The sequence below is a fragment of the Pseudoalteromonas shioyasakiensis genome (assembly GCF_024518675.1).
Lineage (GTDB): Bacteria > Pseudomonadota > Gammaproteobacteria > Enterobacterales > Alteromonadaceae > Pseudoalteromonas > Pseudoalteromonas shioyasakiensis_B.
The window spans coordinates 72,948-98,799 of sequence record NZ_JANIGL010000009.1; the positions used below are offsets into that span (position 1 = coordinate 72,948).

The 25,852-nt window shown below is 41.8% G+C and carries 24 protein-coding genes; 18 read left to right on the top strand and 6 right to left on the bottom strand.

Features of this window, described 5'->3' with window-relative positions; all coding sequences use genetic code 11:
- Positions 1 to 17: 17 nt before the first annotated feature.
- The 15 genes from rsmH (at position 18) to lpxC (ending at position 17,269) form a co-directional block, all read left to right on the top strand.
- Positions 18 to 956 carry a 16S rRNA (cytosine(1402)-N(4))-methyltransferase RsmH gene (gene rsmH / locus NQT69_RS18415; RefSeq protein WP_256829119.1) on the top strand — a complete coding sequence of 313 codons (939 nt, stop codon included), beginning with the start codon at positions 18 to 20 and terminating at the stop codon, positions 954 to 956.
- Positions 953 to 1,279: a cell division protein FtsL gene (ftsL, locus tag NQT69_RS18420; protein ID WP_256829120.1), complete on the top strand. Its 327-nt coding sequence runs from the start codon at positions 953 to 955 to the stop codon at positions 1,277 to 1,279. Before rsmH ends, ftsL begins: the two co-directional genes overlap by 4 nt.
- Positions 1,276 to 3,093, top strand: coding sequence for a penicillin-binding transpeptidase domain-containing protein (locus tag NQT69_RS18425; protein WP_256829121.1), 1,818 nt, complete (start codon positions 1,276 to 1,278; stop codon positions 3,091 to 3,093). The genes ftsL and NQT69_RS18425 overlap by 4 nt, the downstream gene beginning before the upstream one ends.
- Positions 3,086 to 4,564: a UDP-N-acetylmuramoyl-L-alanyl-D-glutamate--2,6-diaminopimelate ligase gene (gene murE / locus NQT69_RS18430; RefSeq protein WP_256829168.1), complete on the top strand. Its 1,479-nt coding sequence runs from the start codon at positions 3,086 to 3,088 to the stop codon at positions 4,562 to 4,564. The genes NQT69_RS18425 and murE overlap by 8 nt, the downstream gene beginning before the upstream one ends.
- Positions 4,561 to 5,949, top strand: coding sequence for a UDP-N-acetylmuramoyl-tripeptide--D-alanyl-D-alanine ligase (locus NQT69_RS18435; RefSeq protein WP_256829122.1), 1,389 nt, complete (start codon positions 4,561 to 4,563; stop codon positions 5,947 to 5,949). Before murE ends, NQT69_RS18435 begins: the two co-directional genes overlap by 4 nt.
- Positions 5,943 to 7,025 (top strand): phospho-N-acetylmuramoyl-pentapeptide-transferase, encoded by a 1,083-nt coding sequence (mraY, locus tag NQT69_RS18440; protein WP_256829123.1) that lies wholly within the window; start codon positions 5,943 to 5,945, stop codon positions 7,023 to 7,025. Before NQT69_RS18435 ends, mraY begins: the two co-directional genes overlap by 7 nt.
- Positions 7,026 to 8,348 (top strand): UDP-N-acetylmuramoyl-L-alanine--D-glutamate ligase, encoded by a 1,323-nt coding sequence (gene murD, locus NQT69_RS18445; protein WP_256829124.1) that lies wholly within the window; start codon positions 7,026 to 7,028, stop codon positions 8,346 to 8,348.
- Positions 8,348 to 9,523, top strand: coding sequence for a cell division protein FtsW (gene ftsW / locus NQT69_RS18450; protein WP_256829125.1), 1,176 nt, complete (start codon positions 8,348 to 8,350; stop codon positions 9,521 to 9,523). Before murD ends, ftsW begins: the two co-directional genes overlap by 1 nt.
- The gene (gene murG / locus NQT69_RS18455; protein ID WP_256829126.1) at positions 9,520 to 10,602 is read left to right on the top strand and encodes an undecaprenyldiphospho-muramoylpentapeptide beta-N-acetylglucosaminyltransferase; all 1,083 of its coding nucleotides are present in this window, start codon (positions 9,520 to 9,522) and stop codon (positions 10,600 to 10,602) included. Before ftsW ends, murG begins: the two co-directional genes overlap by 4 nt.
- A 53-nt stretch (positions 10,603 to 10,655) precedes the next feature.
- A complete protein-coding gene (gene murC / locus NQT69_RS18460) occupies positions 10,656 to 12,065 on the top strand; it encodes a UDP-N-acetylmuramate--L-alanine ligase (RefSeq protein ID WP_256829169.1) in 1,410 nt (469 codons plus the stop codon).
- The gene (locus NQT69_RS18465) at positions 12,062 to 12,982 is read left to right on the top strand and encodes a D-alanine--D-alanine ligase (protein WP_256829127.1); all 921 of its coding nucleotides are present in this window, start codon (positions 12,062 to 12,064) and stop codon (positions 12,980 to 12,982) included. Before murC ends, NQT69_RS18465 begins: the two co-directional genes overlap by 4 nt.
- A 1-nt stretch (position 12,983) precedes the next feature.
- The gene (locus tag NQT69_RS18470; protein ID WP_256829128.1) at positions 12,984 to 13,763 is read left to right on the top strand and encodes a cell division protein FtsQ/DivIB; all 780 of its coding nucleotides are present in this window, start codon (positions 12,984 to 12,986) and stop codon (positions 13,761 to 13,763) included.
- Positions 13,760 to 14,992, top strand: coding sequence for a cell division protein FtsA (gene ftsA / locus NQT69_RS18475; protein ID WP_256829129.1), 1,233 nt, complete (start codon positions 13,760 to 13,762; stop codon positions 14,990 to 14,992). The genes NQT69_RS18470 and ftsA overlap by 4 nt, the downstream gene beginning before the upstream one ends.
- A 21-nt stretch (positions 14,993 to 15,013) precedes the next feature.
- Complete coding sequence (gene ftsZ, locus NQT69_RS18480) at positions 15,014 to 16,252, top strand: cell division protein FtsZ (RefSeq protein WP_256829130.1); 1,239 nt, start codon at positions 15,014 to 15,016, stop codon at positions 16,250 to 16,252.
- Between the two features lie 105 nt (positions 16,253 to 16,357).
- Positions 16,358 to 17,269, top strand: a complete 912-nt coding sequence (gene lpxC, locus NQT69_RS18485; protein WP_256829131.1) for a UDP-3-O-acyl-N-acetylglucosamine deacetylase — start codon at positions 16,358 to 16,360, stop codon at positions 17,267 to 17,269.
- A gap of 172 nt (positions 17,270 to 17,441) precedes the next feature.
- Here the strand turns inward: lpxC and yjjG are convergent, their stop codons facing one another.
- Genes yjjG through NQT69_RS18500 form a run of 3 tightly spaced genes read right to left on the bottom strand, consistent with a single transcriptional unit; the run spans position 17,442 to position 19,630 of the window.
- A complete protein-coding gene (yjjG, locus tag NQT69_RS18490; RefSeq protein WP_256829132.1) occupies positions 17,442 to 18,116 on the bottom strand; it encodes a pyrimidine 5'-nucleotidase in 675 nt (224 codons plus the stop codon).
- Positions 18,117 to 18,671: an inosine/xanthosine triphosphatase gene (yjjX, locus tag NQT69_RS18495; RefSeq protein WP_256829133.1), complete on the bottom strand. Its 555-nt coding sequence runs from the start codon at positions 18,669 to 18,671 to the stop codon at positions 18,117 to 18,119.
- A gap of 59 nt (positions 18,672 to 18,730) precedes the next feature.
- Positions 18,731 to 19,630, bottom strand: coding sequence for a phosphoribulokinase (locus tag NQT69_RS18500; RefSeq protein WP_256829134.1), 900 nt, complete (start codon positions 19,628 to 19,630; stop codon positions 18,731 to 18,733).
- Between the two features lie 221 nt (positions 19,631 to 19,851).
- On the opposite strand from NQT69_RS18500, the gene NQT69_RS18505 reads away from it, so the two are divergent.
- The 3 genes from NQT69_RS18505 (at position 19,852) to NQT69_RS18515 (ending at position 21,584) form a co-directional block, all read left to right on the top strand.
- Positions 19,852 to 20,673 (top strand): hypothetical protein, encoded by an 822-nt coding sequence (locus tag NQT69_RS18505; protein WP_256829170.1) that lies wholly within the window; start codon positions 19,852 to 19,854, stop codon positions 20,671 to 20,673.
- 61 nt (positions 20,674 to 20,734) lie between these two features.
- Positions 20,735 to 21,100, top strand: a complete 366-nt coding sequence (locus tag NQT69_RS18510) for a hypothetical protein (RefSeq protein WP_256829135.1) — start codon at positions 20,735 to 20,737, stop codon at positions 21,098 to 21,100.
- Between the two features lie 67 nt (positions 21,101 to 21,167).
- Complete coding sequence (locus NQT69_RS18515; protein ID WP_256829136.1) at positions 21,168 to 21,584, top strand: hypothetical protein; 417 nt, start codon at positions 21,168 to 21,170, stop codon at positions 21,582 to 21,584.
- Between the two features lie 68 nt (positions 21,585 to 21,652).
- Here NQT69_RS18515 and NQT69_RS18520 read toward each other — a convergent pair whose 3' ends face one another.
- The 3 genes from NQT69_RS18520 to NQT69_RS18530 all read right to left on the bottom strand — a co-directional run bounded on the left by NQT69_RS18520 (position 21,653) and on the right by NQT69_RS18530 (position 25,433).
- Positions 21,653 to 24,223, bottom strand: a complete 2,571-nt coding sequence (locus NQT69_RS18520) for a M1 family metallopeptidase (RefSeq protein WP_256829137.1) — start codon at positions 24,221 to 24,223, stop codon at positions 21,653 to 21,655.
- A gap of 93 nt (positions 24,224 to 24,316) precedes the next feature.
- Entirely contained in the window at positions 24,317 to 24,997 is a 681-nt protein-coding gene (locus NQT69_RS18525; protein WP_256829138.1) for a hypothetical protein, read from the bottom strand.
- 85 nt (positions 24,998 to 25,082) lie between these two features.
- Positions 25,083 to 25,433, bottom strand: coding sequence for a DUF2750 domain-containing protein (locus NQT69_RS18530; protein ID WP_256829139.1), 351 nt, complete (start codon positions 25,431 to 25,433; stop codon positions 25,083 to 25,085).
- Positions 25,434 to 25,852: the final 419 nt, after the last annotated feature.

Here is a 25,852-nt window from a genome sequence, read left to right on the forward strand (position 1 = left end):
AAGGCAAATATTAACTAATGACTGCGCAATTTGAACATATCTCCGTGTTAATGGACGAAACCATCGATGCCTTAGCTATTAAGCCTGACGGTATTTATATTGATGGAACATTTGGCCGCGGCGGACACTCAGGACAAATTCTAGCGCGCTTAGGTGATCAAGGTCGATTGCAAGCAATTGATCAAGATCCTCAGGCTATTAAGGCCGCAGAAAAATTTGCCGATGATAACCGTTTTGCTATTGCTCATACTCGCTTTTCAAATATATACGAGGTAGCGCAGCAAAACGATCTACTTGGTAAAGTCGATGGTATTTTATTAGATATAGGTGTGTCTTCTCCGCAACTTGATGATGCTGAACGGGGTTTTAGCTTTATGAAAGATGGCCCGTTAGATATGCGTATGGATCCTACAAGTGGGCGAAGTGCGGCGCAGTGGCTCGCAGAAGCTGAGCTGGAAGATATCACCCATGTTATTAAAACCTACGGCGAAGAAAAGTTTGGTCGTCGTATTGCCCATAAAGTTTTAGAAGTACGTGAGCATACGCCAATTACTACAACGAAGCAGCTAGCTGATTTAGTTGATGAGGCAGTGCCTGTTAAGGATAAATTTAAGCATCCAGCCACGCGCACATTTCAAGCTATTCGAATTTATATCAATAGTGAGCTAGAAGAGATTCAAACCGCGTTGCAAGCGGCGATTAATGTGTTAAAGCCCGGTGGGCGTTTGGTTGTCATTTCATTTCACTCGCTTGAAGACCGTATTGTTAAACAGTTTATTAAAAAACAGAGTAAGGGAGCGGCATTACCCAGAGGTCTGCCTTTAACTGATGCACAAATAAATAAAGATCTGACGTTAAAAGCAGTGGGTAAAGCTATCAAGCCAAGTAAAGATGAAATTGAACGCAACCCGCGCTCGCGCAGTTCAGTACTTAGGGTTGCACAGAGGTTGGAATGAAAGCAAAAGCGAATCATCGACAACCCAACTTATTTTTAGAGATTATCAAAGGCCTAGGAGCAAATAAGCTAACCTCGGCCTTGTTGGTTGTGATATTCGCCTCAAGTTTGAGCGTAGTACAAGTAACTCATTTGGCACGCCAAGAGCTAATTGAGCAAGATCAACTATTACAAGAGCGAGATGAGCTAGACCTTGAATGGCGCTACTTACTCGTAGAAGAAGAGTTTTATTCGCAGCATGCGCGCATTGAAGAAATAGCCACCATGCAACTAGAGATGAAACGGCCGACAAGCCAAGACGAACAGGTAATATTACTGCGATGAGAAGTAAAGGGAAGAAACCAGTCAATAGTTTGATCACATGGCGCTTTATGCTGGTGTGCTCTGTTGTGCTGCTTGTCTTTGTGACTCTGGTAGCACGGGCGGCATACTTACAAGTTATTGAGCCAGATAAAGCGCGCTCCGAAAGTAATAAACGTACCGTCAGGGTAGAGAAGCTTCATGTACAGCGAGGAATGATTTTTGACCGCCATGGCAAAGAGCTAGCGGTGAGTGTTCCTGTTGTAAGTGTGTACGCTGATCCAAAAGCATTGCATAAATCTCTGGTTGCTAAAGTTATTAGGCAAGCTCGCAAGAATGGTGAAGATTATAAATCTTTAGCAGAGAACACACCCTTACTTGAGCAGCGTGTGGCACAATATTATCAAAATGATCTGCGTTGGCGTGAACTTGCCGATGTTTTACGTATTGATCCTAAAAAAATAGACGGCCGCTTACGTGATGATGCTAGCCGACGTTTTGTGTATTTAAAACGTCAAGTGACACCTGCGGTCGCTAATTATATTGGTGATTTACGCCTGCCAGGTATTCATTTACTCGATGAATCAAAACGTTATTACCCGGCAGGTGAGGTAACAGCTCATGTGTTAGGATTTACTAATATTGATGGTAAAGGCATTGAAGGGATTGAAAAGCTTTATGAAAATGCGCTAACTGGTGAAGAAGGGCGCAGAACAATTCGTAAAGATGCGCAAGGGCGTGAAGTTGAAGTACTTGATGAGCGTGACCGAATAGAGCCTGAAAATATTCAATTAAGTATCGATCAGCGTATTCAAGCGATTGCTTATAAAGCCGTTAAATCAGCAGTATTAACGTATAAGGCTACGTCGGGCTCAGCGATGGTCGTTGATGTTAAAACTGGCGAAGTATTAGCTATGGTTAATAGCCCCTCATTTAATCCAAATAACTTAAACGATGCCGCGCCACATAAACGTCGTAATCGGGCGATTACCGATTTGTTTGAACCGGGCTCAACCGTTAAGCCTCTAGCCATTTTAGCTGGTTTAGACTACGGCACAATCCAACCGGATGACAATGTTGATACCTACCCCGGCTGGATGCGCTTAGGAGGCAGCTTAGTACAAGATACACGTAACCATGGCGAAATGACCTTGCGTGATATTTTAAAATACTCAAGCAATATGGGGGTTACAAAAATCAGCCAAACCGTACCAAAAGATTACTTTGTTGGTTTGTACCAAAAAGTTGGCTTCGGTAGTGACAGTGGTACCGGCATGGTCGGTGAAAGTAGCGGCTTGTTTTACCCAAACCGTCGCTGGTCTGATCATGAAATAGCCGCCTTATCGTTTGGCTATAACCTTGCCGTCAGTACTGCTCAAATGGCCCGCTTTTATGCCATGCTGGGGGCCGGTGGTGTGAATCGTCCATTGACTATCTTAAAACAAGATGGCATTCCTGAAGGTGAACGAATATTTCAACAGCAAGACGTTGAAGCCGTTGTACATATGATGGAAAGTGTATTTGAAGAAGGCGGAACTGCAAGACGTGTAAAAGTTGATGGCTATCGTGCAGCAGGAAAAACAGGTACTTCTAAAAAGGCCGCTGTAGGTGGTTATGGTGATGAGTATGTTGGCTACTTTGCAGGCTTAGCACCAGCGAGTAATCCGCGTTTAGCTGTTGTGGTATTAATCAATGAGCCCGGTGGAGATGTTTATTATGGCGGTGCGACGGCAGGACCTGCATTCGCTGAGATAATCTCTAATTCACTAAGAATTTTAAACGTAGCGCCAGATAAAGACGCAATGGCATACGTGAAGGGCGAAGATGATGGTGCGTGATTTACAAACAATACTAAAACATATTGAGATTGATGCGACTAGCCTAGTGGTTAATGAGTTGCGTTTAGATAGTCGAGACGTCAAGCCTGGTGATGTGTTTGTGGCTATTAAAGGTCATCAACTTGATGGTGGTCACTTTATTGAACAAGCCATTAGCAATGGCGCAGTGGCGGTTGTGGCAGATCGTTTATGTGAATTCGATACTGATTTTGAACAGTTATACTTAGCTTCTAATTTAGATAAGAAGCTGCCTGCTTTAGCGAATCACTTTTACCAAAAACCAAGTAAACAGCTTGATTTAATCGGTGTTACTGGGACTAACGGAAAGTCGACAACTACGGCGATGATTGCTCATTTTGCAAGTTACTGTGCAAAGCCTGCTGCAATTATTGGCACACTTGGTTATGGGGCGCCAGAGAGCTTAACCCCGCTGATAAATACCACGCCTTCATGTGTTGATTTACAGCGCATTTTATCTGAATTAGTCGCACAGCAAAAGCAACTAGTGGCAATGGAAGTATCATCCCACGGCTTAGTGCAGCACAGAGTCACAGGCAGTCATTTTAAAGCGGCGGTTTTTACAAATTTATCTCGTGATCACCTTGATTACCATGGCGATATGGCAAGTTATGCTGATGCTAAGCTGATGCTTATGCGCGACTTTGACCCCGAGTTAGTTGTCTTGAACCAAGATGATAACCAAGCGCAAAAGTGGTTAGAACAATACGACTTCAATAACCTGATATGTTATGGTCGCAAAGATTTAGTACCAAAAGGTGCTAGGTTTGTTTATTTTACCGATGTAAACTATCACAAGTCAGGTATTTCGGCGAAATTAACCACAAGTTGGGGTGATATCGTAATAGAAAGCCCATTGTTCGGTGAATTTAACTTATATAATTTAACCGCTGCAATGGCAACTTTGCTAGGTTTAGGTTATCCACTAGAAAGCTTAGCGGCGGGATGTACTAGTTTACAACCCGTAGCTGGTCGAATGCAGGCTTTTAGCGCTGCAAACAAAGCAACTTGTATCGTAGATTATGCTCATACACCTGATGCATTAGCATTAGCGTTGCAAGCCCTGCAGCAGCATGTGCCTGGCGGGGTTAGTTGTGTTTTCGGATGTGGTGGGGACCGTGATAAAGGCAAACGCCCAATGATGGCCAAAGCCGCGGAAAAATATGCAGATAAAGTCATAGTAACCAGCGATAACCCACGCAGTGAAGATCCGCACCAGATTATTGCTGATGTAGCGGCAGGGCTAGATAACCCTCAGGCTGCGTATTTGCAGGCTGATCGTGCTGAAGCAATTGCATATGCGATTGATAATGCAAAAGAAAATGAAGTCGTTTTAATTGCCGGAAAAGGCCATGAAGACTATCAAATTATCGGCACTGAAAAAGTAGACTTTTGTGACCGTAAATTTGTACAGCAATACTTAAAAGAACAAATAAGAGGATCGCAGTTATGATCCCTATGGATTTTGATTGGTTAGCAGCTGTGTTAGCAACCGATTGCCCTGATGGCAATCAAGCAATAAAAAATATCAACACGGATACCCGCACTTTATGCGATGGTGAAGTGTTTTTAGCGCTACAAGGGCCTAACTTTGATGGCCATAAATTTGTAGAACAAGCAAAAAGTAAAGGTGCGATTGCGGCGATTGTACATCGTAAAGTTGATGTAGATATTCCTCAGTTTTTAGTGTCAGATACTCGTTTAGCGCTAGGTGAAATTGGCGCCGCAGTGAAAGCTAGTGTTGCACCAAAAACTATTGCTATTACCGGCAGTGTAGGCAAAACCACAGTTAAAGAAATGTGCGCAGCTATACTTTCCTCACATGGTGAGGTACTGGCTACCAAAGGCAATTTTAACAATGATATTGGTGTGCCACTTACATTGCTTAGATTAGAGCCACAACATCAATATGCGGTGATTGAGCTGGGTGCTAACCACATTGGTGAAATCGCTTATACTGCAGCGATGACGAAACCAGATGTTGCAGTGGTATGTAACGTTGCAGCTGCACATATTGAAGGCTTTGGTTCACTCGAAGGCGTAGCTACTGCCAAAGGCGAAATATACGACGGTTTAAAACCAGACGGTGTCGCTATTGTTAACTGCGACAGTGAATTTAGCTCAGGTTGGTTAAAGCAGCTTCCTACCAGTAAGGTCAAGTGTTTATCAAGTTCTCAACAGCTAGACCTATGGGCTGAGGAAATTACCTTAGACGAACAAGCTCATGCTTCATTTTATATGTGTACTAATAGCGAGCGCGTGCAAGTAACACTTGCTTTGCCAGGGCGGCATAATGTTATGAATGCACTCATTGCAACGGCATTAACGACAGAGTTTGGTGTAAGCATTGAAAGTGCTGCACAAGCACTTGCAACAATGGCGGAAGTGCAAGGGCGTGTAAATATGATTAAGGTAAACGACAAGCTTACCGTCATAGATGATACGTATAATGCCAACGTGGAATCTGTTAAAGCAGCTATAGACTTACTCAGTGATATTGAAGGTCAGCGTATTTTAGCGTTTGGTGATATGGGAGAGCTTGGTGAAGAAGCTCGCATGTACCACCAACAAGTGGGGGAATATGCCAAGCAAAAGGGTATCGATGAACTTTATACCTTGGGTGTACTTAGCAAGTATGCCAGTGATGAATTTGAAAAACCAAATCGACACTTCTCTAGTCGAGATCAATTGCTACAGCAATTAGCTGCTGGGTTAACTGCACACTCACAAAAAACCACCATAGTCGTGAAAGGATCGCGCAGTTCTCGAATGGAATTACTCGTACAAGATTTAGTTAACAGCCAGCAAGTTGGCAGTAATGGAGTACCTATATGTTAGTTTGGTTGGCAGAATATTTAACCCAATATTATAGTGCATTTAATATATTTTCGTATCTGACAGTTCGCGCCGTGTTTGGTATTTTAACGGCGCTATTAATCTCTTTGTATTTCGGCCCTAAGCTAATACGTGGCCTGCAAAGAATGCAAATTGGTCAAGTGGTACGTAATGACGGACCAGAATCTCACCTCTCGAAAAAAGGCACCCCGACTATGGGTGGCTTACTTATTTTGGCTTCTATTTTTACTAGCACATTATTATGGGCTGATTTAGCAAATAAATATGTATGGGCAACTTTGTTTGTTATTGGTTCATTAGGCCTTGTTGGCTTTGTGGATGATTACCGCAAAGTGATTCGTAAAGATCCCAAAGGTTTAATAGCTAAATGGAAGTACTTTTGGCAATCAGTAATAGCGCTAATTGTAGCTTGTGCATTGTTTTTTACTGCAAATCATGCCGATGAAACCTCACTTGTGGTGCCATTTTTTAAAGATGTATTACCACAGTTAGGTCTGTTCTACATTGTAATGACTTACTTTGTGATTGTGGGTACTTCGAACGCGGTGAACTTAACAGATGGCCTCGATGGTTTGGCAATCGTGCCGACTATTTTAGTGGCAGCAGCCTTAGCAATTATTGCTTATTTAACCGGTAACATTAACTTCTCAGCATACTTACATATTCCACATTTACCACTGGCCAGTGAGTTGGTTGTTGTTTGTACCGCTATTGTTGGTGCTGGACTTGGTTTTTTATGGTTTAACACCTATCCAGCGCAAGTATTTATGGGGGATGTGGGCTCGCTCGCGCTAGGTGGTGCATTGGGCATAATCGCTGTATTGGTGCGCCAAGAATTAGTGCTTGTGATTATGGGGGGCGTGTTTGTTATGGAAGCTCTGTCAGTTATTTTACAAGTTGGTTCATACAAATTACGTGGCCAGCGAATTTTTCGAATGGCGCCTATTCACCATCATTACGAATTAAAAGGTTGGCCAGAGCCCAGAGTCATTGTACGTTTTTGGATTATTTCAATCGTCCTTGTACTTGCGGGCTTAGTAACATTAAAGATCAGGTAAATGAGCTATTTAAACGAGATACAAAATAAACGTATAACAGTGCTCGGACTCGGTGTAACCGGTCTGGGCATTGTGCGTTTTCTATTGTCTCATAATATTGCGCCAACAATTGCTGATAGCCGCGTTACCCCACCGGGTATTGATTGGTTGAATGAGCATGCGCCAAAGCTAAGCACGCATTTTGGTGATTTGGATAGCGCAGCATTAAGCGCTGAGGACATTATCATTATTAGTCCTGGGCTTAGCTTATCTACACCTGCGGTAGTCGAAGCAATTGCAGCAGGTGTTGAAGTAATAGGTGATATTGAATTATTTGCCCGCCTTAATGATAAACCAGTGATTGCTGTTACAGGCTCAAATGGTAAATCAACCGTGGTGACGCTTGCCTTTGAGGTGCTCAAAACGGCTGGATTTAAAGTAGGTTTAGGCGGCAATATTGGCACCGCAGTGCTAGATTTACTTGCCGGTGATTTTGATGTGTTTGTACTGGAGCTTTCGAGCTTTCAATTAGATACCACAAAAAGCTTAAAACCTGTAAGCGCCACGGTATTGAACGTATCAGAAGATCACCTTGACCGTTATGTTAATTACCAAGCTTATATCGACTCAAAACAAACTATTTATACCCATGCGGCGCTAGCCGTAGTTAACAAAAATGATCTAGCGACTCATTGTGATATTAACCCGCAAGTGAATTTTGCTTTATCTAACGCGGACTATTGTTTATCTACATACAATGGTGAGCCTTACTTTACTGCTCACGGTAAAGCAGTCTTACCGGTTAGTAGTCTAGGCGTTGTGGGGAGTCATAATCAACTAAATGCATTATCGGTTATGGCGTTATTACAGCCATTTGATATAGCTGTTGAGCAATTATCTCAGGCGTTTTCAGCGTTTAAAGGCCTTGCTCATCGTTGTCAGTTTGTGGCTGAGCAAGCTGGCGTTAAATATTTTAATGACTCAAAAGCGACGAATGTAGGTGCAACAATCGCAGCTATCGACAGCTTAGCAGATCAAGCCAAACAGCTAATTGTCATTGCAGGCGGTGATGCCAAAGGTGCTGATTTAGATGCGCTCAAACCCTATTTGCAAGATAAAGTGAAAGCACTTATCTGCTTTGGTAAAGATGCTCAAGCCCTTGTAGCATTAACTGACAAAGGCCGTTTAACTGAAAATATGCCACAGGCTGTTAGTCTTGCAAAGCAATTGGCTGAAGACGGTGATTATGTGTTGTTAGCGCCCGCATGTGCCAGTATTGATATGTATAACAATTACATGCAACGTGGCGATCATTTTAGCGAATGCGTTAAGGCAGGTGTGTAATGATGGCACTGAGCGACATTCGAGAAGCGTTAACACCTAAGCAGTCGGCTCAGCTTTATGATGTGCCTTTGCTTTATTGCGTGATCATGCTTATTGGTGTTGGTTTTGTCATGGTAACCAGCGCCTCGATGCCTACCGCTGAGCGACTGTTTGATAACCCGTACCATATCACTATTCGTCATAGTATGTTTTTAGCCATGAGCTTTGCACTATTTTGGATAGCCTGCAGTATGCCGATGGACTGGTGGAAGCGCTCAAACCCCTATTTATTATTATTAGGTATGGTGCTGTTAGTTATCGTATTAATCGTTGGCCGCGAAGTAAACGGTGCAAAGCGTTGGATACCCATAGGCCCTATTGGCTTTCAAGTAGCTGAAGCTGCAAAACTGTTCTTTTTTAGTTATATAGCCGGTTACCTTGTACGTAAGCGTGCTGAAGTACAAGAGAATATTAAAGGCTTTGCTAAGCCTATTGCGGTATTTGCTGTGTACGCGCTATTAATTTTGCTACAGCCTGATTTAGGGACTGTGGTGGTTATGTTTGTCACGACCGTTGGTTTGTTATTTTTAGCGGGCGCTAAACTGTGGCAGTTCTTTGCATTGATTCTAACGGGTATTGGTTTAGTGGTATTGCTCATTATTGTTGAGCCATATCGTATGGCGCGAGTGGTTGGCTTTTTAGAGCCATGGGATGACCCATTTGGTAAGGGCTACCAATTAGTGCAGTCGCTTATGGCCTATGGCCAAGGTGGCTGGTTTGGCCAAGGACTTGGTAATAGCGTACAAAAATTACAATATTTACCAGAGGCTCATAATGACTTTATTTTTGCCGTTGTAGGCGAAGAGCTCGGCTTTGTGGGGGTTTTGAGCATTTTAACCGTGTTCTGCGTTTTAGTTTTTCGTGCTCTTTTAATAGGGCAACAGGCACTTAAATGTGGCAAAGAATATGAAGGTTATTTTTCACTAGCGATAGGTATTTGGTTTGCTTTTCAAACCATGGTAAATGTTGGCGCCAGTGCCGGTATTTTACCCACTAAAGGGTTAACTTTACCGTTTGTATCTTATGGCGGCTCCAGCTTATTGATCATGACCATTGCTGCTGGAATATTATTTCGCGTTGATTTTGAAACCAAAATGGCAACCAAACAAGCAACATCCCGAGGAGGTAAGCGATGAGCAAAAAATTAGTCGTCGTTGCCGGTGGTACGGGTGGACATATTTTTCCAGGCATTGCTGTAGCACAGTATTTATTACAGCAAGGCTGGCAGGTCAGCTGGATTGGTACCGCTGATAGAATGGAAGCGCAGGTTGTACCTAAGCACAATATTGAAATTGACTTTATCAATGTTAAAGGCGTGCGTGGTAATGGCTTAAAGCGCTTAATTAAAGCGCCTTTAATGGTTATTAATGCCATTTTACAAGCGCGTAAAGTACTTAAACAACAGCGCCCCGATGTCGTACTTGCTATGGGCGGCTATGTCACTGGGCCAACAGGTATTGCAGCAAAAAGTTTAGGCATTCCTTTGGTTATCCATGAGCAGAATGCGGTCGCTGGAATGAGTAATAAATGGCTGGCAAAGTTTGCAAATAAAGTACTGGCAGCATTTCCTAGTGCATTTTCGGCTGGCAATAGTGAAGTCGTCGGCAATCCTGTACGTCAAAGTGTAACGCAGGTGGTAGCACGCAGTGCAAAAAGTCCAATTAACATATTAGTGGTCGGTGGCTCTTTGGGCGCTCAAGTGCTAAATAACACACTACCTACAACCTTTAAGCAATTATCGCAAATATGTGAATTAAATATTTGGCATCAAACAGGTAAAGGGCATTTAGGGGCGGTTACTCAGGCTTATCAAGAGCAAAACTTTAATTCTGAGCAAGCAAAAGCAGCTGAATTTATTGATGATATGGATGCCGCTTATAGCTGGGCTGATATTGTAATTTGTCGTGCTGGAGCATTAACCGTCAGTGAAATTGCAGCTGCAGGAAAAATGGCATTATTTGTGCCGTTTCCTCATGCTGTTGACGACCATCAAACAGCCAATGCCCAATTCTTAGTAAGCGCTGAAGCCGCTTTATTAATGTCACAAGGGCAATTTAAACAACACGCGATTGTAGATATGTTGCGCCCATTTTTAGCAAAACCTGAATTAATTGATCAGATGGCGAAGCGTGCAAAAACACTCGCCATACTGGATGCCACAGCGCATGTTGCACAGCACTGTGAGCAAGTAATAGATAAAAAGAGAGCCGTGTGAACGAATTAAATAAACAAGTAAATGCTGGTCAGCAAAGATCAACACGCCCAGCAATGAGACGAATCGACACCATTCACTTTATAGGTATTGGTGGTGCAGGCATGGGCGGTATTGCAGAAGTACTTGCCTTTGAGGGTTATCGAATCACCGGTTCTGATATTGCTCATAGCGCGATGACAGAACGTTTAATTCAAGCGGGTGCAGAAGTATTTATTGGTCATCATCAAAGCAATGTAAAAGATGCCAATGTGGTGGTGGTGTCAAGTGCGATTGATGAAACAAATCCAGAGATTATTGCAGCAAAGGCGGCGCGTATACCTGTTGTACGCCGTGCTGAAATGCTGGCTGAGCTAATGCGTTTTCGCCACGGTATTGCGATAGCGGGCACTCATGGCAAAACCACAACAACCAGCTTAATTGCCAGTATTTATGCTCAAGCTGGCCTTGATCCGACCTTTATTATTGGTGGTTTACTTAATAGTGCCGGCAGCAATGCAAAAGTAGGCAAAAGCGATTTTTTAATTGCTGAAGCCGATGAAAGCGATGCATCATTTTTGCATTTACAGCCTATGGTGTCAGTGATCACTAATATCGAAGAAGATCACATGGAAACCTATGGTGGCAGCTTAGAGAAAATGAAAGACACCTATGTGGACTTCATTCACAACTTACCATTTTATGGTTTAGCCGTAGTATGTATCGACTCAGAGGTAGCCGCTGAACTGATACCACGTTTTGGCCGTCCAGTGATAACCTATGGCCAGTCTGTTGAAGCCGACTACCGTATGTTGAACTTTACTCAGCAAGGCAATACCTGTGACTTTACAGTATGTACTAAGCAAGGCAGTGAGTTAAATATTCAACTGAATATGCCAGGGATACATAATGCACTTAACGCAACGGCCGCGATCGCTGTTGCAAAAGACCAGAATATTTCCGATCAGGCAATTTTACAGGCATTACAAAAGTTTGAAGGCGTAGGTCGTCGTTTTCAACATTATGGTAATTTTGCAAATGAGTGCGGTGACGTGATGTTAGTTGATGATTATGGCCATCACCCGTCAGAAGTCGCGGCCACTATCGCAGCTGTGCGAGAAGGTTGGCCTGATAAGCGTTTGGTGATGATTTATCAGCCACACAGGTTTACTCGTACCCGGGACTTATACGAAGATTTTGTTAAAGTACTTGCTGATGTAGACCAGCTATTATTGCTGGATGTTTACAGCGCAGGTGAAGACCCTATTATTGGTGCTGACAGCAAAAGTTTATGCCGTAGTTTACGTCAACGCGGTAAAGAGCCATTGCATATTGCAAGTAATTCAGAGCTCGCAGGGGTATTGGCAAATATATTACAAGACAATGACTTAGTTTTAACGCAAGGGGCTGGTAATATAGGCCAATTAGTTAAAAAATTAGCAGCAACTGAGTTGTCAATTGAACAACTTAAGCAGGTAGAAGTATGACTCAATTAACTCCACAATTTGGTAAAGTCGCCGTGTTATTGGGTGGTCACTCAGCTGAGCGTGAGGTGTCGCTAAAATCAGGTCGGGCAGTGCTAAATGCATTACAAAATGCGGGTGTTGATGCCATTGCTTTTGACCCAAAAGAACAGCCTTTATGGCAGCTGAAAGAGCTTGCTGTAGAGCGTGTGTTTATTGCCCTACATGGCCGTGGTGGTGAAGATGGAACAATTCAAGGCGCATTGGAATATATGGGCTTGCCTTATACTGGGAGTAACGTATTAGGCTCAGCATTGGCGATGGATAAAATTCGCTGTAAGCATTTATTTAAATCAGCAGATTTGAGTACTGCACCCTACGCGGTTGTTGATAGTAAACGTGGTTTTGATGCAACTGCAATTATGAGTGAGTTGAAAAAAGTGATGGTTAAACCATCACATGAAGGTTCAAGTATTGGTATGGCGCAGGCAAATAATGCAGATGAATTAAGTGAAGCACTTAATGCTGCATTTAAATTTGATAGCCAAGTGTTAGTTGAGCAGTGGATTTCAGGTCGTGAGTTTACCATTACAGTGCTTGGAGAAGATGTTCAGCCTGTGATTGAAATGACTACACCAAATGGTTTTTATGATTATCAAGCTAAATATCAATCAACCACGACCCAATATCATTGCCCTGCAGATTTAACGCAGGACGACACTAAAAAATTACAAGATATGGCCCTGCAAGCATTTGACTTAGTTGGTGCCAGTGGTTGGGGAAGAGTAGATGCAATGCAAGATGAGCATGGTAATTTTTACTTATTAGAAGTGAACACTGTACCCGGTATGACTGAAAAATCGTTAGTGCCAATGGCAGCAAAAGCCAATGGTGCAAGCTTTGAGCAATTAGTTGTTCGCATTTTGGAGCAAACACTTTAATATGCACCCCCTTTTGGAAAAAGCGCAGCAGTTAAAGCAGCAACTTAATTGGTCGCTAATTTTTGGTGTGAGCTTTTTTCTTTTAGTGGTGTTTAGTTTAGTGCAAATAACTAGCGGTGTTAGACAATGGCTGGTAGAAAATAAAGATGCACAAATAAAACACCTATCAGTGTTGGGCGAACCCAAATATACTGATGAAAAGGCAATAATTAATGCAATCAAAAAAGCAGATTTATCGAGCTTCTTTGATTTAGATGTCACACATGTACAAAATGTGGTGCAAGATTTACCTTGGGTAGCCACAGCATCAGTGCGTAAACAATGGCCTGATACATTACAAGTGTATGTTGTTGAACATCAAGCTGTTGCTATTTGGAATAGCGATTTGTTGTTGAATCAAAATGGTGAAGTGTTTCAAGCCAGTAGTCAGCAGTTAATTGATATGCTACCTCAGTTATATGGTCCTGAAGGCAGCGAATTGGAAGCTTGGAGCGCATTTAAACAGTTTGATGAAATGCTTGGTTTGAACGATTTAAAGTTAACTAGCTTAGCTTTATCTGAGCGATTTTCTTGGCAGTTGTGGCTTGATAATGGCATCCGTCTAAATTTAGGCCGAAAAGAAAAAGCTAAACGGGTACAGCGATTTATAGATGTTTACCCGCGAATGGAAAAACGTGCAGATGCACAAGTAGATGTAGTGGATTTACGGTATGATACCGGCCTTGCGGTGAGCTGGAAGCTCCTGGAAGAAGCGCAATTACAAAATAAGAGTAAGGCATGACTAAGTCAGCAGAAAGAAACCTAGTGATTGGATTGGACGTTGGTACCTCAAAAGTGGTGGCCACGGTTGGTGAAATCACCGCAGATAATAAACTCAGCATTGTTGGGGTTGGTAGCCAAGTATCCTATGGTATGGATAAAGGTGGTGTAAACGACCTTAATTTAGTATCAGAGTCAATACGTCGTGCGATTGATGAAGCCGAGTTAATGGCGGATTGTCGCATTAGCTCTGTTTATCTGGGAATTTCGGGTAAGCACATCCAATGTCAAAACGAAAATGGTGTGGTGGCGATTAATAATACCGAAGTCACTGACGAAGATATTGAAAATGTTATTCATATAGCTCGCTCGGTGCCAATTTCTGCTGAACGCAAAATGTTGCATGCTTTACCACAAGAGTACAGCATAGACATGCAAGAGGGGATTAAAAACCCATTAGGTATGAGTGGTGTGCGAATGGAAGCGCGTGCACATATCATTACTTGCTCAAATGACATGGCAAAAAATATTGAAAAATGCGTTGAACGTTGCGGCTTAGAAGTTGACCAACTTATATTCACCGCACTTGCTTCGTGCTATTCAGTATTAACCGATGACGAAAAAGAGCTCGGTGTTGCCGTACTTGATATCGGTGGTGGTACTATGGATATCACTATTTATATCAATGGTGCGTTACGTCATTCAGCGGTGATCCCTGTAGCTGGTAACCAAGTAACTGGCGATATAGCAAAAATATTTCGTACACCGATATCACATGCTGAATCTCTCAAGGTACAATACGCATGTGCAAGTAGTCAGATGGCTAGTAGTGAAGATACCATTGAGGTGCCAAGTGTAGGTGGACGCCCAGCGAGACTGATGTCGCGCCATACATTATCAGAAGTGGTTGAACCACGTTTTAGAGAACTATTTGAATTAGCGATGGAAGAGATTCGTCGCTCAGGATTAGAAGACCAAATTGCAGCAGGGCTCGTCATAACAGGCGGCAGTGCTAAAATGGCTGGTGCTATGGAAGTAGCAGAAGATATCTTCCAAATGCCAGTAAGAGTAGGCAAACCAATCGGGATGGTTGGTTTGACGGATTATGTAGATGATCCTTCATATGCAACGGCGGTGGGCTTATTACAGTACGGTCGTACAATGCAATCGATGAATGCACAAAAGTCGAAACCTGAAGGTGATAACAATTGGTGGAACCGTATTACGAAGTGGTTCCAAGGCGAGTTTTAATACTCAAGTCGGAGAGTAAAAATGTTTGATATGATGGAACAACACAGCGAAGAAGCTGTCATAAAAGTAATCGGCGTGGGCGGTGGCGGCGGTAACGCTGTTGAGCACATGGTGAAGCAACAAATTGAAGGCGTACGTTTTATCGCTGCGAATACCGATGCACAAGCATTGCGTAATTCATCTGCGGATATCACCGTACAGCTTGGTACTCAGATCACCTCTGGTCTAGGTGCAGGTGCAAACCCTGAAGTGGGCCGTAATTCTGCTGAAGAAGATGCTGAGACTATACGCAATAGCCTAGAAGGCGCAGATATGGTCTTTATCGCTGCTGGCATGGGGGGTGGTACAGGAACAGGTGCAGCCCCTGTAGTTGCTAAGATTGCTAAAGATTTAGGTATCTTAACAGTTGCTGTAGTAACACGCCCGTTTGACTTTGAAGGCAAAAAGCGTGCAGCTGCAGCTGAGCAAGGTATTAATGAATTGTCAGAAATTGTAGATTCACTTATTACAATTCCTAACAATAAATTGCTTAAAGTTTTAGGGAAAGGGACTACACTGTTAGATGCCTTCGCTAAAGCGAACGATGTTTTATTCGGCGCTGTACAAGGCATAGCTGAATTGATTACCCGCTCAGGTCTAATCAACGTGGATTTCGCCGACGTTCGAACGGTTATGTCAGCAATGGGCACGGCAATGATGGGCACAGCCTCTGCATCAGGCCCAGATCGTGCGCAAGAAGCAGCCGAAGCGGCTATCTCAAGCCCGTTATTAGAAGATGTTGATTTGACTGGCGCGAAAGGTATTTTAGTTAATATCACTGCGGGTATGGACATCGCGATTGAAGAATTTGAAATTGTTGGTAACCACGTTAAAGCGCTGGCATCTGAAAACGCAACTGTTGTTGTTGGTGCCGTAATTGACCCAGAAATGAGTGATGAGTTACGTGTTACTGTTGTTGCTACAGGTCTTGGTGGTGATCGTCGTCCACAATTTGGGATTGTTGATAACGGCTTTAAAAAAGCATCTGGCTCTGATGTGACAAGCACGTCGAACCAAACAAGTAGCATGTACGTACCTAGCTTTGCCAGCCAAGGTAGTAGCCAAGAAGTGGATACAGCTCCGGCAACTGAAAAGCAAGAGCCAACTGTGAATTCACAAAGTAATAGTGCGAAAACAGAGCAAAATAGTAATACACCTGATAAATCGGAAGGTGGCGATTATTTCGACATTCCTGCATTTTTAAGAAAGCAGGCTGATTAATCACCGAAATAATTATATTTTTGTGTGAAAATTAAACAAATTTGGCAGCTGATAGTATTTATGATATACTCCGCCGTCTGATTGTAACTATAAGTGAGCGAACCTATGATTAAACAGCGTACGATTGCAGAAGTAGTCAAAGCCATAGGAATTGGACTTCATAAAGGTGAGAAGGTCACAATAACTCTCCGACCTGCGAGCGCAAATACTGGGATTGTATTTCGTCGTGTCGACCTTGATCCGGTTGTTGATTTTGAAACAACACCTGAAGCCGTTGGTGATACGCAATTGTGTACCTGTTTAACAAATAAAGATGGCGTTCGCTTATCTACAACTGAGCACCTTATTGCTGCTGTTGCAGCAATGGGTATCGATAATCTAATCGTTGAATTAGATAGCTCAGAAGTGCCTATTATGGATGGTAGTGCATTACCATTCATTTACCTGTTGCAAAAAGGCGGAATTGAAGAGCAAAAAGTTGCTAAACGCTTTATTCGTATTAAAGAAAAAGTACGTATTGAAGAAGGCGATAAATGGGCTGAGATTGAACCATATGATGGTTTTCATATCGACTTTGAAATTGCTTTCGATCATCCGGCAATCAATGAAAGCCGCCAACGTATCGGTTTAGATATTACGGCGCAAAGCTTCACTGAAGAGATCAGCCGTGCACGTACGTTTGGTTTTATGAAAGACATTGAATACATGCATGCGAATAACCTAGCACTCGGTGGCAGCATGGATAACGCAGTTGTATTGGATGAGTTTAAAGTACTTAATCCAAACGGTTTACGTTACAGCGATGAATTTGTAAAGCATAAAATACTAGATTGTGTTGGTGATATGTTTATGACTGGCCACAATATTTTAGGTAAAATTACTGCCTACAAATCAGGCCATGACTTAAACAATAAGTTACTTCGTAAAATTATGGCGACTGAGTCAGCATGGGAATGGGCTACATTTGATACCCCTGTTACGATGCCAGCACCAGGGCTTGAAGTGGCAACTGCTTAATAGCAACACCAAACAGTTATAAAAAATGACGCTTTTAGCGTCATTTTTTTTGCTTAAATATTACGGTTTTGTTTTTAATTGTGAACCTTGAACCTTGAACCTTGAACCTTGAACCTTGAACCTTGAACCTTGAACCTTGAACCTTGAACCTTGAACCTTGAACCTTTCTATACTATAACCCCAATAAATGTTGTAATTGCACTAACTCATTAATTTTATACGTTGGCGTAATACCTTGCGGTAGCTCAAACCCTGGGTGTTGTAACCAACAGGTGTCTATTCCTGCATTCATGCCACCTAGAATATCACTATTAGCAGTGTCGCCTACCATCAAAACGTGTTCTTTCTCGGGGTAACCCATTAACTTAAAAGTATGCTCAAAGATTTCTACTGCAGGTTTTGCAATCCCCACTTGCTCTGAAATAACCAACCAGTCAAACATCTCTTGTAAACCAGTACGCTCTAAACGTCGGGCTTGCAGCTGAGTAAAGCCATTAGTGATAATACCTAGTTTAGCGTGAGCTTTTAGCTTTGTGAGTAGCTCAATCGCACCAGGTAAGGGCACACAAATCTCTGTCATGGCAGTTAAAAAGTCGTCGTTGAGCTGCTGCGCGGGTACATTAAGCTTATTTGCCCACTCACTGAAGCGGGTTATTTGAAGGTAACTTGGGGTAATTTTGTTATCTTGGTAGGCAAGCCATAATGATTTATTCGTTAGCTGATAATGATCGTAATCAGCCTGCGTAAAATCAATATTATAAGTGGCAAACATACGTTGTAAGCCTGCGTAAGCATTAAAGCTAAATAACGTTTCATCAGCATCAAATAAGATGTGGGTATACTTCATTCAAACTTCCTTTGCATAAAGTTCTGGGTGTAAGAAAGGTGCCATAGCGAGGGTGAGGGCTTGAGTGTATGTACTTTGACGTGTGGCATGGTCATTGGTTAATAAGCCAATAGCGCCACCTTGCTGCTTAATATTGTGAGTATTAAATGCATTGTCCATTACATCGCCAAGTTCTTCACCGTTTAAAAGTGCATTATATAGAACCTGTGGTAACGGTAAATTACTACTGCGGCCAACGCTTTGTTGGTTCCTATTGGCAATAACAACGTAAGCAAAAGTCGCTGGACCATAACTAAATTGAGCTGCCCCACCTTCCATCGCTACATAAAAATCAGCCTGTTGCAGTTGTTTTGCATACGTAACCCGGTTTTGCGCACCAATACGGGTTTGCTCTTCACCAATCGGTTGGTCAGGCACTTGAGACGGAGCATCAATACCAACACATTTTATTTCGTGTTGGAGGAAAAACTCAGTGAAGACTTGTTGTGCTGCGTTTACTTTTACGGGGTTCTTTGAGCCAACAACAATGTTTAGTATTTGAGTATGAGGTTTCATACACTACTCCTTAATGACTGCAAATCGGTAGTGTACTGTAATTAGATTAAAAGTATATTCTAAATTGGAATGTCAACTGGAGACAGGTTTGCAAGGGCGCGTTTCTTTAAAATAATATCTTTGATCAGTGGTGTTAAAACCAACTCCATCGCTAAGCCCATCTTGCCTCCAGGTACAACTAGGGTATTGATCCGCGACATAAAGCTGCCCTCAATCATTTGCAAATAATATGGGAAATCTACATCGTCAATTCCACGAAAGCGAATAACCACAAAGCTTTCATCAAGTGATGGAATGTCTTTAGCGCTGAACGGGTTTGAAGTATCAACGGTTGGTACGCGCTGAAAGTTAATATGGGTACGGGAAAATTGCGGAGTAATGTGATTTATATAGTCATCCATACTGCGTACAATAGAGCCCATAACCGCTTCACGAGAGTGTCCACGCTCAGAGGTATCACGAATGAGCTTTTGGATCCATTCCAGGTTAATGATAGGTACCATGCCAATCAGTAAATCAACATGTTTAGCTACATCGTGATCTTGATCAACCGCGCCGCCATGAAGGCCTTCATAGAAGAGAATGTCGGTACTGCTTTGTAGCTCTTGCCAAGGCGTAAAGGTACCAGGTAATTGGTTATAAGGTACAGCCTCATCGAAGGTATGTAAGTAACGGCGTAACTTGCCTGTGCCGGTCTCGCCATAAGTACTAAATAACTCTTCTAGTGCACCAAAGTCATTTGCTTCACGACCAAAGTAGCTAATGTGCTTACCTTCTTGCTGGGCTTCGCGGACTTTTTTATCCATTTCTGGACGCGTATAGCGGTGAAAGCTATCGCCTTCGATAAAAGCAGCTTCAATATTTAAACTGCGAAAAATATGTTTTACCGCGTTTGTAGTCGTGGTTGTGCCGGCACCAGATGAACCTGTTATTGCAATAATTGGATGTTTAGCTGACATAGTTACTCTCGTTTTAAGTAGCACACTATTTATAAGGGGAAGTGTGGGGGTAGGTCAAGAGAAGTTACTTCAATATGGTGAAATCAATGTTTCATACAGACATAAGGTTAACATGTTTGTGAATCCTCTTAAAATAGCGCTATTATGTAGAGATAATAATAACCAAAGAGATAGTTACAGTGACTTTATTACGACAAGGACTCGCCTGTACAGTTTTATTAATGCCACTTATAGCACATGCTGCTATGCCTAAGAGTGAAATATTATTAGCGAAAACAAATACGGAATACGGTTTACAAGTGAGCCGAATTACAGAAGGGAATAGTTATAATAACCAACCTTTATTGACTGATAATGGTATTTATTTTACTCAAGAAGTGAATGAGTTAGGGCAAAGCCAAACAGATTTAGCCTTTTATAGCTTTGATGAACAGCAAACTTATAATCTTACAAACAGCCCTGTTAGCGAGTACTCAGCAACATTAAAACCAGCAGGTGATGCACTATCTGCGATTGTGGTAGAGGCCGATGGTAAACAAAAATTGTGGCAGTACCCGTTAAACGCAGAGTTATCACCGAGTCGTATATTTGAGTGGATTGAACCTGTTGGCTATCATGCTTGGGGTCGTGATAATGACCTAGTCATGTTTATTTTAGGTGAGCCGCATACTTTGCAATACACTACTGTTGTCGCAGCAAAAGGGCAGGTCGTGGCAAAACACATCGGTCGTACCTTAACGTTTAATCCTACACTCGCTGCATTTACATTTACCTATACGAAAAACGAACAAAATTGGTTGGCTAGTTTCGCCCCTAATTCACAAATGGTAACGGATTTGTTTCGTTTACCTGATACTGTTCAAGATTATGCCTTTAAGAATGACAACACAGTGATTTATGCATTGGATAATCGGATTTACCAACGTAGTTTATCTGAGCCACAGCGAGTGTCACAATGGCTTGATTTGACTCCTTACTGTAGCACGGCTATCACAAGATTAAGTTATAACAATGAACAACTCGCATTTGTTTGTCGCAAATAGACCATTTATTTAGCTGTAATTAGACTACAGCTAACAACCTACTAAGAGCAAAAGTAATCTTATGACAGCTACCTCAGAGCAAATTAACGAACAACTTGTCGCATTTGCATGCCGCAGTAATTTTAAAATAAAGAATATTTCAGAGTATATGCTGCCTAAATCAAAGGAGGCGATCTATTTACATATTGAAGGTGGGCAAGCAAAACTTGTATTGCGCCCAGCATTAGAGGTATTTAGTGATGACTTTAATGCTATTGATGGTGTGAGTAGGATTTCAGGCTTTTTTCATAGCAGTGAAATGACACGTTTTCCAACGCGTATCTTTAAAAGTGCTAACCCAATCCATTACGGCATTGGTTTTAAAATAACGACAGAAAAAGCAGCAAAAGAGTTTATTAGTCAGCTCATAAAAATTATAAACGGCTGAATTTCATTCACTTTATTTTAAGCTTTAGGGAGTATTATAGGGGCAACTAAGACAATGGAATTGAATAATGCAAGGCGCTATATTCACACTTATTGCTACTTTGAGCTTAGCCGGCTGTGGCTTGCAAGCGAAAGCTGATAAATACGCACCTAATTATGCAATAGAAAATGATAAGTTTATTTATCAACAGAGCCTAATCCCTGCGCAGTGCTTTACTAAATTGATGATGAGCGATGCGAGCCCCAATAGTACTGCGGCTGTTTTTATTGACGATAACTACCTTGCCAGTTGTATGAATCAGTCAGCAATCACAGATAATACAAGTTACAGTATTGCGAAGATTTTGCCTGATCATAATTACAATTTACACGTCTGCAAGGCGCAGAAATGTGAGCAAATCGTCGTCGCGTTTACTAGTTTTGACTATCAATTAAATGGTCAAACAAAGCGATTATTAACAGTGGTGAAACGTGGACAAGGGTAGAAAGTTTAATTTTGATAAAAAACGGCAAGCTAAGAGCTTGCCGTTTTAGTTAACCTAAACTTAGTAAATTAACGCTTTAAAAAGCTATTAACTGATTCAAGTTCACGTTGTTTAAGTGAAATACAGTTATTCACACTTTCTTCTAACTTACTCAATGTTCGTGCATAACCAGGTACCTCTGCAATCTTATCGTTAAAGAAAGCTTGGGTCTTAGCTAAACTACTTGCACTACAGCCTGAGGTTGTAAAGTAAGGTAGGTTTGGTACAAAAAATGGCGGCAAATTAGCTGCTACTTGGTCGTAATTTGCATAAACCCAGTTGATGAATAATGCCTCCCGCGCCTTCGTGTACATTTGACCCGACATAATAGTGCGCATGTCTGAAGCTGTTACATCATCAGTTAAACTGTAATTAAGCACCTTAGTTTGCAATGCGGGTTTGCCAAAGTAGCTCATACCAGCGAGCATTTTAGTGCGTACTTGTGGATCTTTGGTTGTTTTAAAGGTATTAATATACGCATCTAAAAGGTGTTTATCGCCATGAAATGCAGCTAAATTTAAATAGGTCGAAGCTAAATAAGGGTCTACTTTTTCAGGATTATTTAAATATAACTGGGCTTGTGCTTTTGCCGTGTTGATCACACTTTGATCTTCGCCATCAAAACCTAAGCGCGAAACAACTTGAGAGCGCAGTTGAGCAATTGCAGCATCTTCATTCATTTGTGCTGTTAGCCCATATTGCTTAGCAGCGGGCGTTATACTCTTACGAATAAACGCAGGCCATAAACCTTCGTTGCTTTCATCTTCGAAAGTACGTTTTTGAGCAGCTAAATAGCCCAGAGCGGTACTTGCAACGCGTGGGTGTTTATCGCTGACAAATGTTTCTAAGGTTTGCATTAAGTGGCCTGCTGAAATAACACCGGCATCTAGTAATGCATCAGCCGCAGATAAGAGAGCTAAGCGCTCACGCACGGTCAGTTTTTCAGCTGCATTATCAATTAGGGCTGCAAATTGTTTGTCATCCATCACCCAGCGATAATAGCCCAGCGCACCTTGATCTGGGTAAATCCATTCAGGCGTAAAGTCTAACTGGATTTTTTGTGTTTCTTTATTCAATAACACATTGGCTGTTCTTACTTTATCACCGGCGCCGTATTTGATTGCAACGGGTACATTCCATAACTGTGCTGGTGCGTCAACGCCGGCATTGCTGAATCGGCTTTGGTGGATGGTAATTGTTTTACCCTGCTGATTTACTTTAATAAGTGGAAAGGATGATTGCTCAATAAATGATTTCAATACACCGGCAACATCTTTGTTAGATGCATCACCTAAGGCTTGCCATAAATCGGCTGCTTCAGCATTTTTATAAGAGAATTTTTTTAAGTAAGCCTGAATACCTTGTTGAAAAGCTTTCTCGCCAATCCAGTTTTCAACCATAGCAAGTACAGAGCTGCCTTTACTGTAAGCGAGGCCTAAGCCATCCATTATGTCGGCTTCGGTTTTGATTGGTTTACGAATTGGTTTAGTGCTTAAACGAGCATCTAGGGCCATTACTCGGTTTTGTGGTAAATCTAAGTGGGATTCAAATTCAGGGTTTAACTGTGCGGTGATCTTTGCCGCCATCCAACTTGCAAATGCTTCATTTAGCCATAAATCATTCCACCACTTCATGGTCACTAGGTTACCATACCATTGGTGCGCAAGTTCGTGGGCAATAATAGATATATTACGCTGTTTTTTACTGCGTGTTGCGGTTGCAGGGTCGAGTAATAAAATATCTTCACGGTAAGTAACGAGACCTGCATTTTCCATCGCACCAAACGGGAACTCAGGAACGGCAACCGAATCCAGTTTTTTATAAACGTAGGGGCTACCAAAGTAGTCTTCTAGCGCTGCAAGCACGCGTGGCATATTTTGTTCAGCATACTCGCCTAGGTGAATTTTACCTTGTGGGGTAATGATACGGCCAGGGATTGGCATGCCTTTGACTTCACGCTCTTCAAATGGGCCAACAGCCATAGCCACTAAGTACGATGGAATTGGTGGTGTTTTATCAAAAAAGTGAGTCGTCATATAGCCATTGATAGTGGTTTTTAGTTCAGGTGTATTGGCATACACTTTTTGTGAACTTGGTGCCGTAATGGTCAACTGAAACGGAATTTTATAACTTGGCTCATCAAATACTGGAAACGCACGGCGGGCATCACTCATTTCAAATTGAGTAAATAAATAGGGAGTGCCTTGATCTATGGTTTTGTACAAGCCTACGCTGTTGCGGTTATATGGTGCGGTAAAATCAATTTTTAGCGTATATTTACCCGGTTGAATTTGCTCTGCACAGGCGAACTTCACCTTGCCTGTTTTTAGCATTTCAGTACTTAAGTCACAATTTTCTGCGCCTAAAAGTTGTGCCATTTGCGTTGCATAATCAACGCCATTGAGTTCAATGTACTTAGTTGGTTTAAGTACTTCTAGTGCGATTTCTGTTTCACCACTGAAGGTATCCTGAGCAGGATCTAGGGTGAGAGAAACCTGTTGAGAGCTTGGTTTGGCTAGTTTTTCAATGACATATTCATTGGCATGAGCTGAATTCACAGCAATAGCCACACTAAGTGTGAGTAAGCTTTTTATAAACATAAGAGTCCCTGAACTGTTCTTGTTAGAATTTATACAACTATATCCTAGCAGTTTTTAAGAGCAGAGTAATGAACCTGTTGGTAACAAAGTTTGTCAGGGGCTATGGCGAGCTGTAAATCTGTGCCAATGAATGTGAGAGTTTATATTGCGTATCTGTTGAATAACCTGATTAAGTAGTGCAATGTCTGCAAAGGCTTGCTCAGGGTAGTCAATAAAGCCCATTAAGTAATTAAAGGCATCTTTGCTATTTGCTTGGATGGCAAAAATACGCACTTGCTGCTCAAAATTGAGCCTCAGGCTGCTGATGGCTGTTTTCATACCAAGCTGATCAACATTGGGTATATCACATTTTTGTAAATACCCCGCACGTTCACCTTCACCGGAAAACCAAATTCGTACTTTTTCACTGTAACGACCTGACTTTGAAGGTAAATCAAACAGTAGGCGGGAGTGGTTCTGCTGCTTTACTAAATCAAGGTATTCACGCAGTCCAGCAGCAAATAAAGCTTGGTGAATGGGGATAATACGCGGTTTTATTTTACCGTGGGTGTGAAAATTAAAGCATGCTATGCCATCACGGTTAATTATGTCAGTTAATTGTAAGTGACCAATTTCATCACTGTATGCGCCAGTGTAATACGCTATTAATGGCAACCAAAAATGCCAATGTTTAGCTTGTTCACGGGGGAGACGTTGATCGCTATAAATATAACCGTGGAAGAGTGTATGCAATTCCATCGCTGAAAATGAGCGTCGACCTAGGTGAGATTTCAACCTGCTACCTTGAAACTAAAGATTTACGCTAGTTTATACCCAAGCCTGTGGGAAATAAACTAGCGTGTTTACTATGTGCTTAAATTTATTCACTTAAAGCACGAGCAAGTCCCACTGGTTCGATTTCAACACATACTTGATCGTCGTTCCAATTTAGCCCAATCAGTGCATCGTCTTCTTTAAGGTCTTCAATCCACTCATCTAAAAATTCATCGAGGTTTATTTCTGTAGGGCTATACTCTGCCCATTCTTCTTTACATTGGGCTTTAGCTGCAGCTTCACTTTCCCATAATAACAACACATCAGTGTTTTCGAATTGGTTTGATTCACAAACAACAAAACCACCGTCTTGCGCGCCTAGCGCCCACACTTGTTCACTTTGACGTGCTTTTTCAACAAAGCTAACAAGTTCTGATTCAATTTCTATTTCGCTCATGGTTTTACCCTTTATGTTAAGTTCGAGGATCGGAGTGCTTTAGCATTCTTGTTGAGCAAAATTTTGATAAAAATCAAGTAAAGCCGTAAAAGGCGTAAGCTCTGTTAGTTCGCGAAAGCGTGTCCAATCAAGTAAACAGTATAAACTGATGTGCATAGCCAAACCACCTCAAGATGCGATCGTTGGTATTAAACGCGATTTAGGCAAGACATTGATTGCAAGAAATAGTAGTTCTATTGTTAAAATCAATCACGCAGTATAAATCGCTCATCAGTTAAATGACTATTTAAATAGCTTAATGTTTCAACAATGCGTTCGTTTTGTAGATTAAAAATAATTTTATGATTTTTATTCTAAGTATTATAGCGCTAAGTAGGTTTACTCAAGTTTGGTTATTTTTGTAAAAGAATTTACTACTT

Excerpts from the sequence above, each read along its gene's own strand:
- yjjG (WP_256829132.1), bottom strand. The coding sequence starts at position 18,116 with ATGAAGTATACCCACATCTTATTTGATGCTGATGAAACGTTATTTAGC.
- NQT69_RS18520 (WP_256829137.1), bottom strand. The coding sequence starts at position 24,223 with ATGTTTATAAAAAGCTTACTCACACTTAGTGTGGCTATTGCTGTGAAT.
- mraY (WP_256829123.1), top strand. The coding sequence starts at position 5,943 with ATGTTAGTTTGGTTGGCAGAATATTTAACCCAATATTATAGTGCATTT.
- lpxC (WP_256829131.1), top strand. The coding sequence starts at position 16,358 with ATGATTAAACAGCGTACGATTGCAGAAGTAGTCAAAGCCATAGGAATT.
- NQT69_RS18515 (WP_256829136.1), top strand. The coding sequence starts at position 21,168 with ATGCAAGGCGCTATATTCACACTTATTGCTACTTTGAGCTTAGCCGGC.
- NQT69_RS18500 (WP_256829134.1), bottom strand. The coding sequence starts at position 19,630 with ATGTCAGCTAAACATCCAATTATTGCAATAACAGGTTCATCTGGTGCC.
- ftsZ (WP_256829130.1), top strand. The coding sequence starts at position 15,014 with ATGTTTGATATGATGGAACAACACAGCGAAGAAGCTGTCATAAAAGTA.
- NQT69_RS18530 (WP_256829139.1), bottom strand. The coding sequence starts at position 25,433 with ATGAGCGAAATAGAAATTGAATCAGAACTTGTTAGCTTTGTTGAAAAA.
- NQT69_RS18425 (WP_256829121.1), top strand. The coding sequence starts at position 1,276 with ATGAGAAGTAAAGGGAAGAAACCAGTCAATAGTTTGATCACATGGCGC.
- NQT69_RS18465 (WP_256829127.1), top strand. The coding sequence starts at position 12,062 with ATGACTCAATTAACTCCACAATTTGGTAAAGTCGCCGTGTTATTGGGT.
- rsmH (WP_256829119.1), top strand. The coding sequence starts at position 18 with ATGACTGCGCAATTTGAACATATCTCCGTGTTAATGGACGAAACCATC.
- murC (WP_256829169.1), top strand. The coding sequence starts at position 10,656 with ATGAGACGAATCGACACCATTCACTTTATAGGTATTGGTGGTGCAGGC.
- ftsA (WP_256829129.1), top strand. The coding sequence starts at position 13,760 with ATGACTAAGTCAGCAGAAAGAAACCTAGTGATTGGATTGGACGTTGGT.
- yjjX (WP_256829133.1), bottom strand. The coding sequence starts at position 18,671 with ATGAAACCTCATACTCAAATACTAAACATTGTTGTTGGCTCAAAGAAC.
- murD (WP_256829124.1), top strand. The coding sequence starts at position 7,026 with ATGAGCTATTTAAACGAGATACAAAATAAACGTATAACAGTGCTCGGA.
- NQT69_RS18510 (WP_256829135.1), top strand. The coding sequence starts at position 20,735 with ATGACAGCTACCTCAGAGCAAATTAACGAACAACTTGTCGCATTTGCA.
- murG (WP_256829126.1), top strand. The coding sequence starts at position 9,520 with ATGAGCAAAAAATTAGTCGTCGTTGCCGGTGGTACGGGTGGACATATT.
- NQT69_RS18470 (WP_256829128.1), top strand. The coding sequence starts at position 12,984 with ATGCACCCCCTTTTGGAAAAAGCGCAGCAGTTAAAGCAGCAACTTAAT.
- ftsL (WP_256829120.1), top strand. The coding sequence starts at position 953 with ATGAAAGCAAAAGCGAATCATCGACAACCCAACTTATTTTTAGAGATT.
- NQT69_RS18435 (WP_256829122.1), top strand. The coding sequence starts at position 4,561 with ATGATCCCTATGGATTTTGATTGGTTAGCAGCTGTGTTAGCAACCGAT.
- ftsW (WP_256829125.1), top strand. The coding sequence starts at position 8,348 with ATGATGGCACTGAGCGACATTCGAGAAGCGTTAACACCTAAGCAGTCG.
- NQT69_RS18505 (WP_256829170.1), top strand. The coding sequence starts at position 19,852 with ATGCCACTTATAGCACATGCTGCTATGCCTAAGAGTGAAATATTATTA.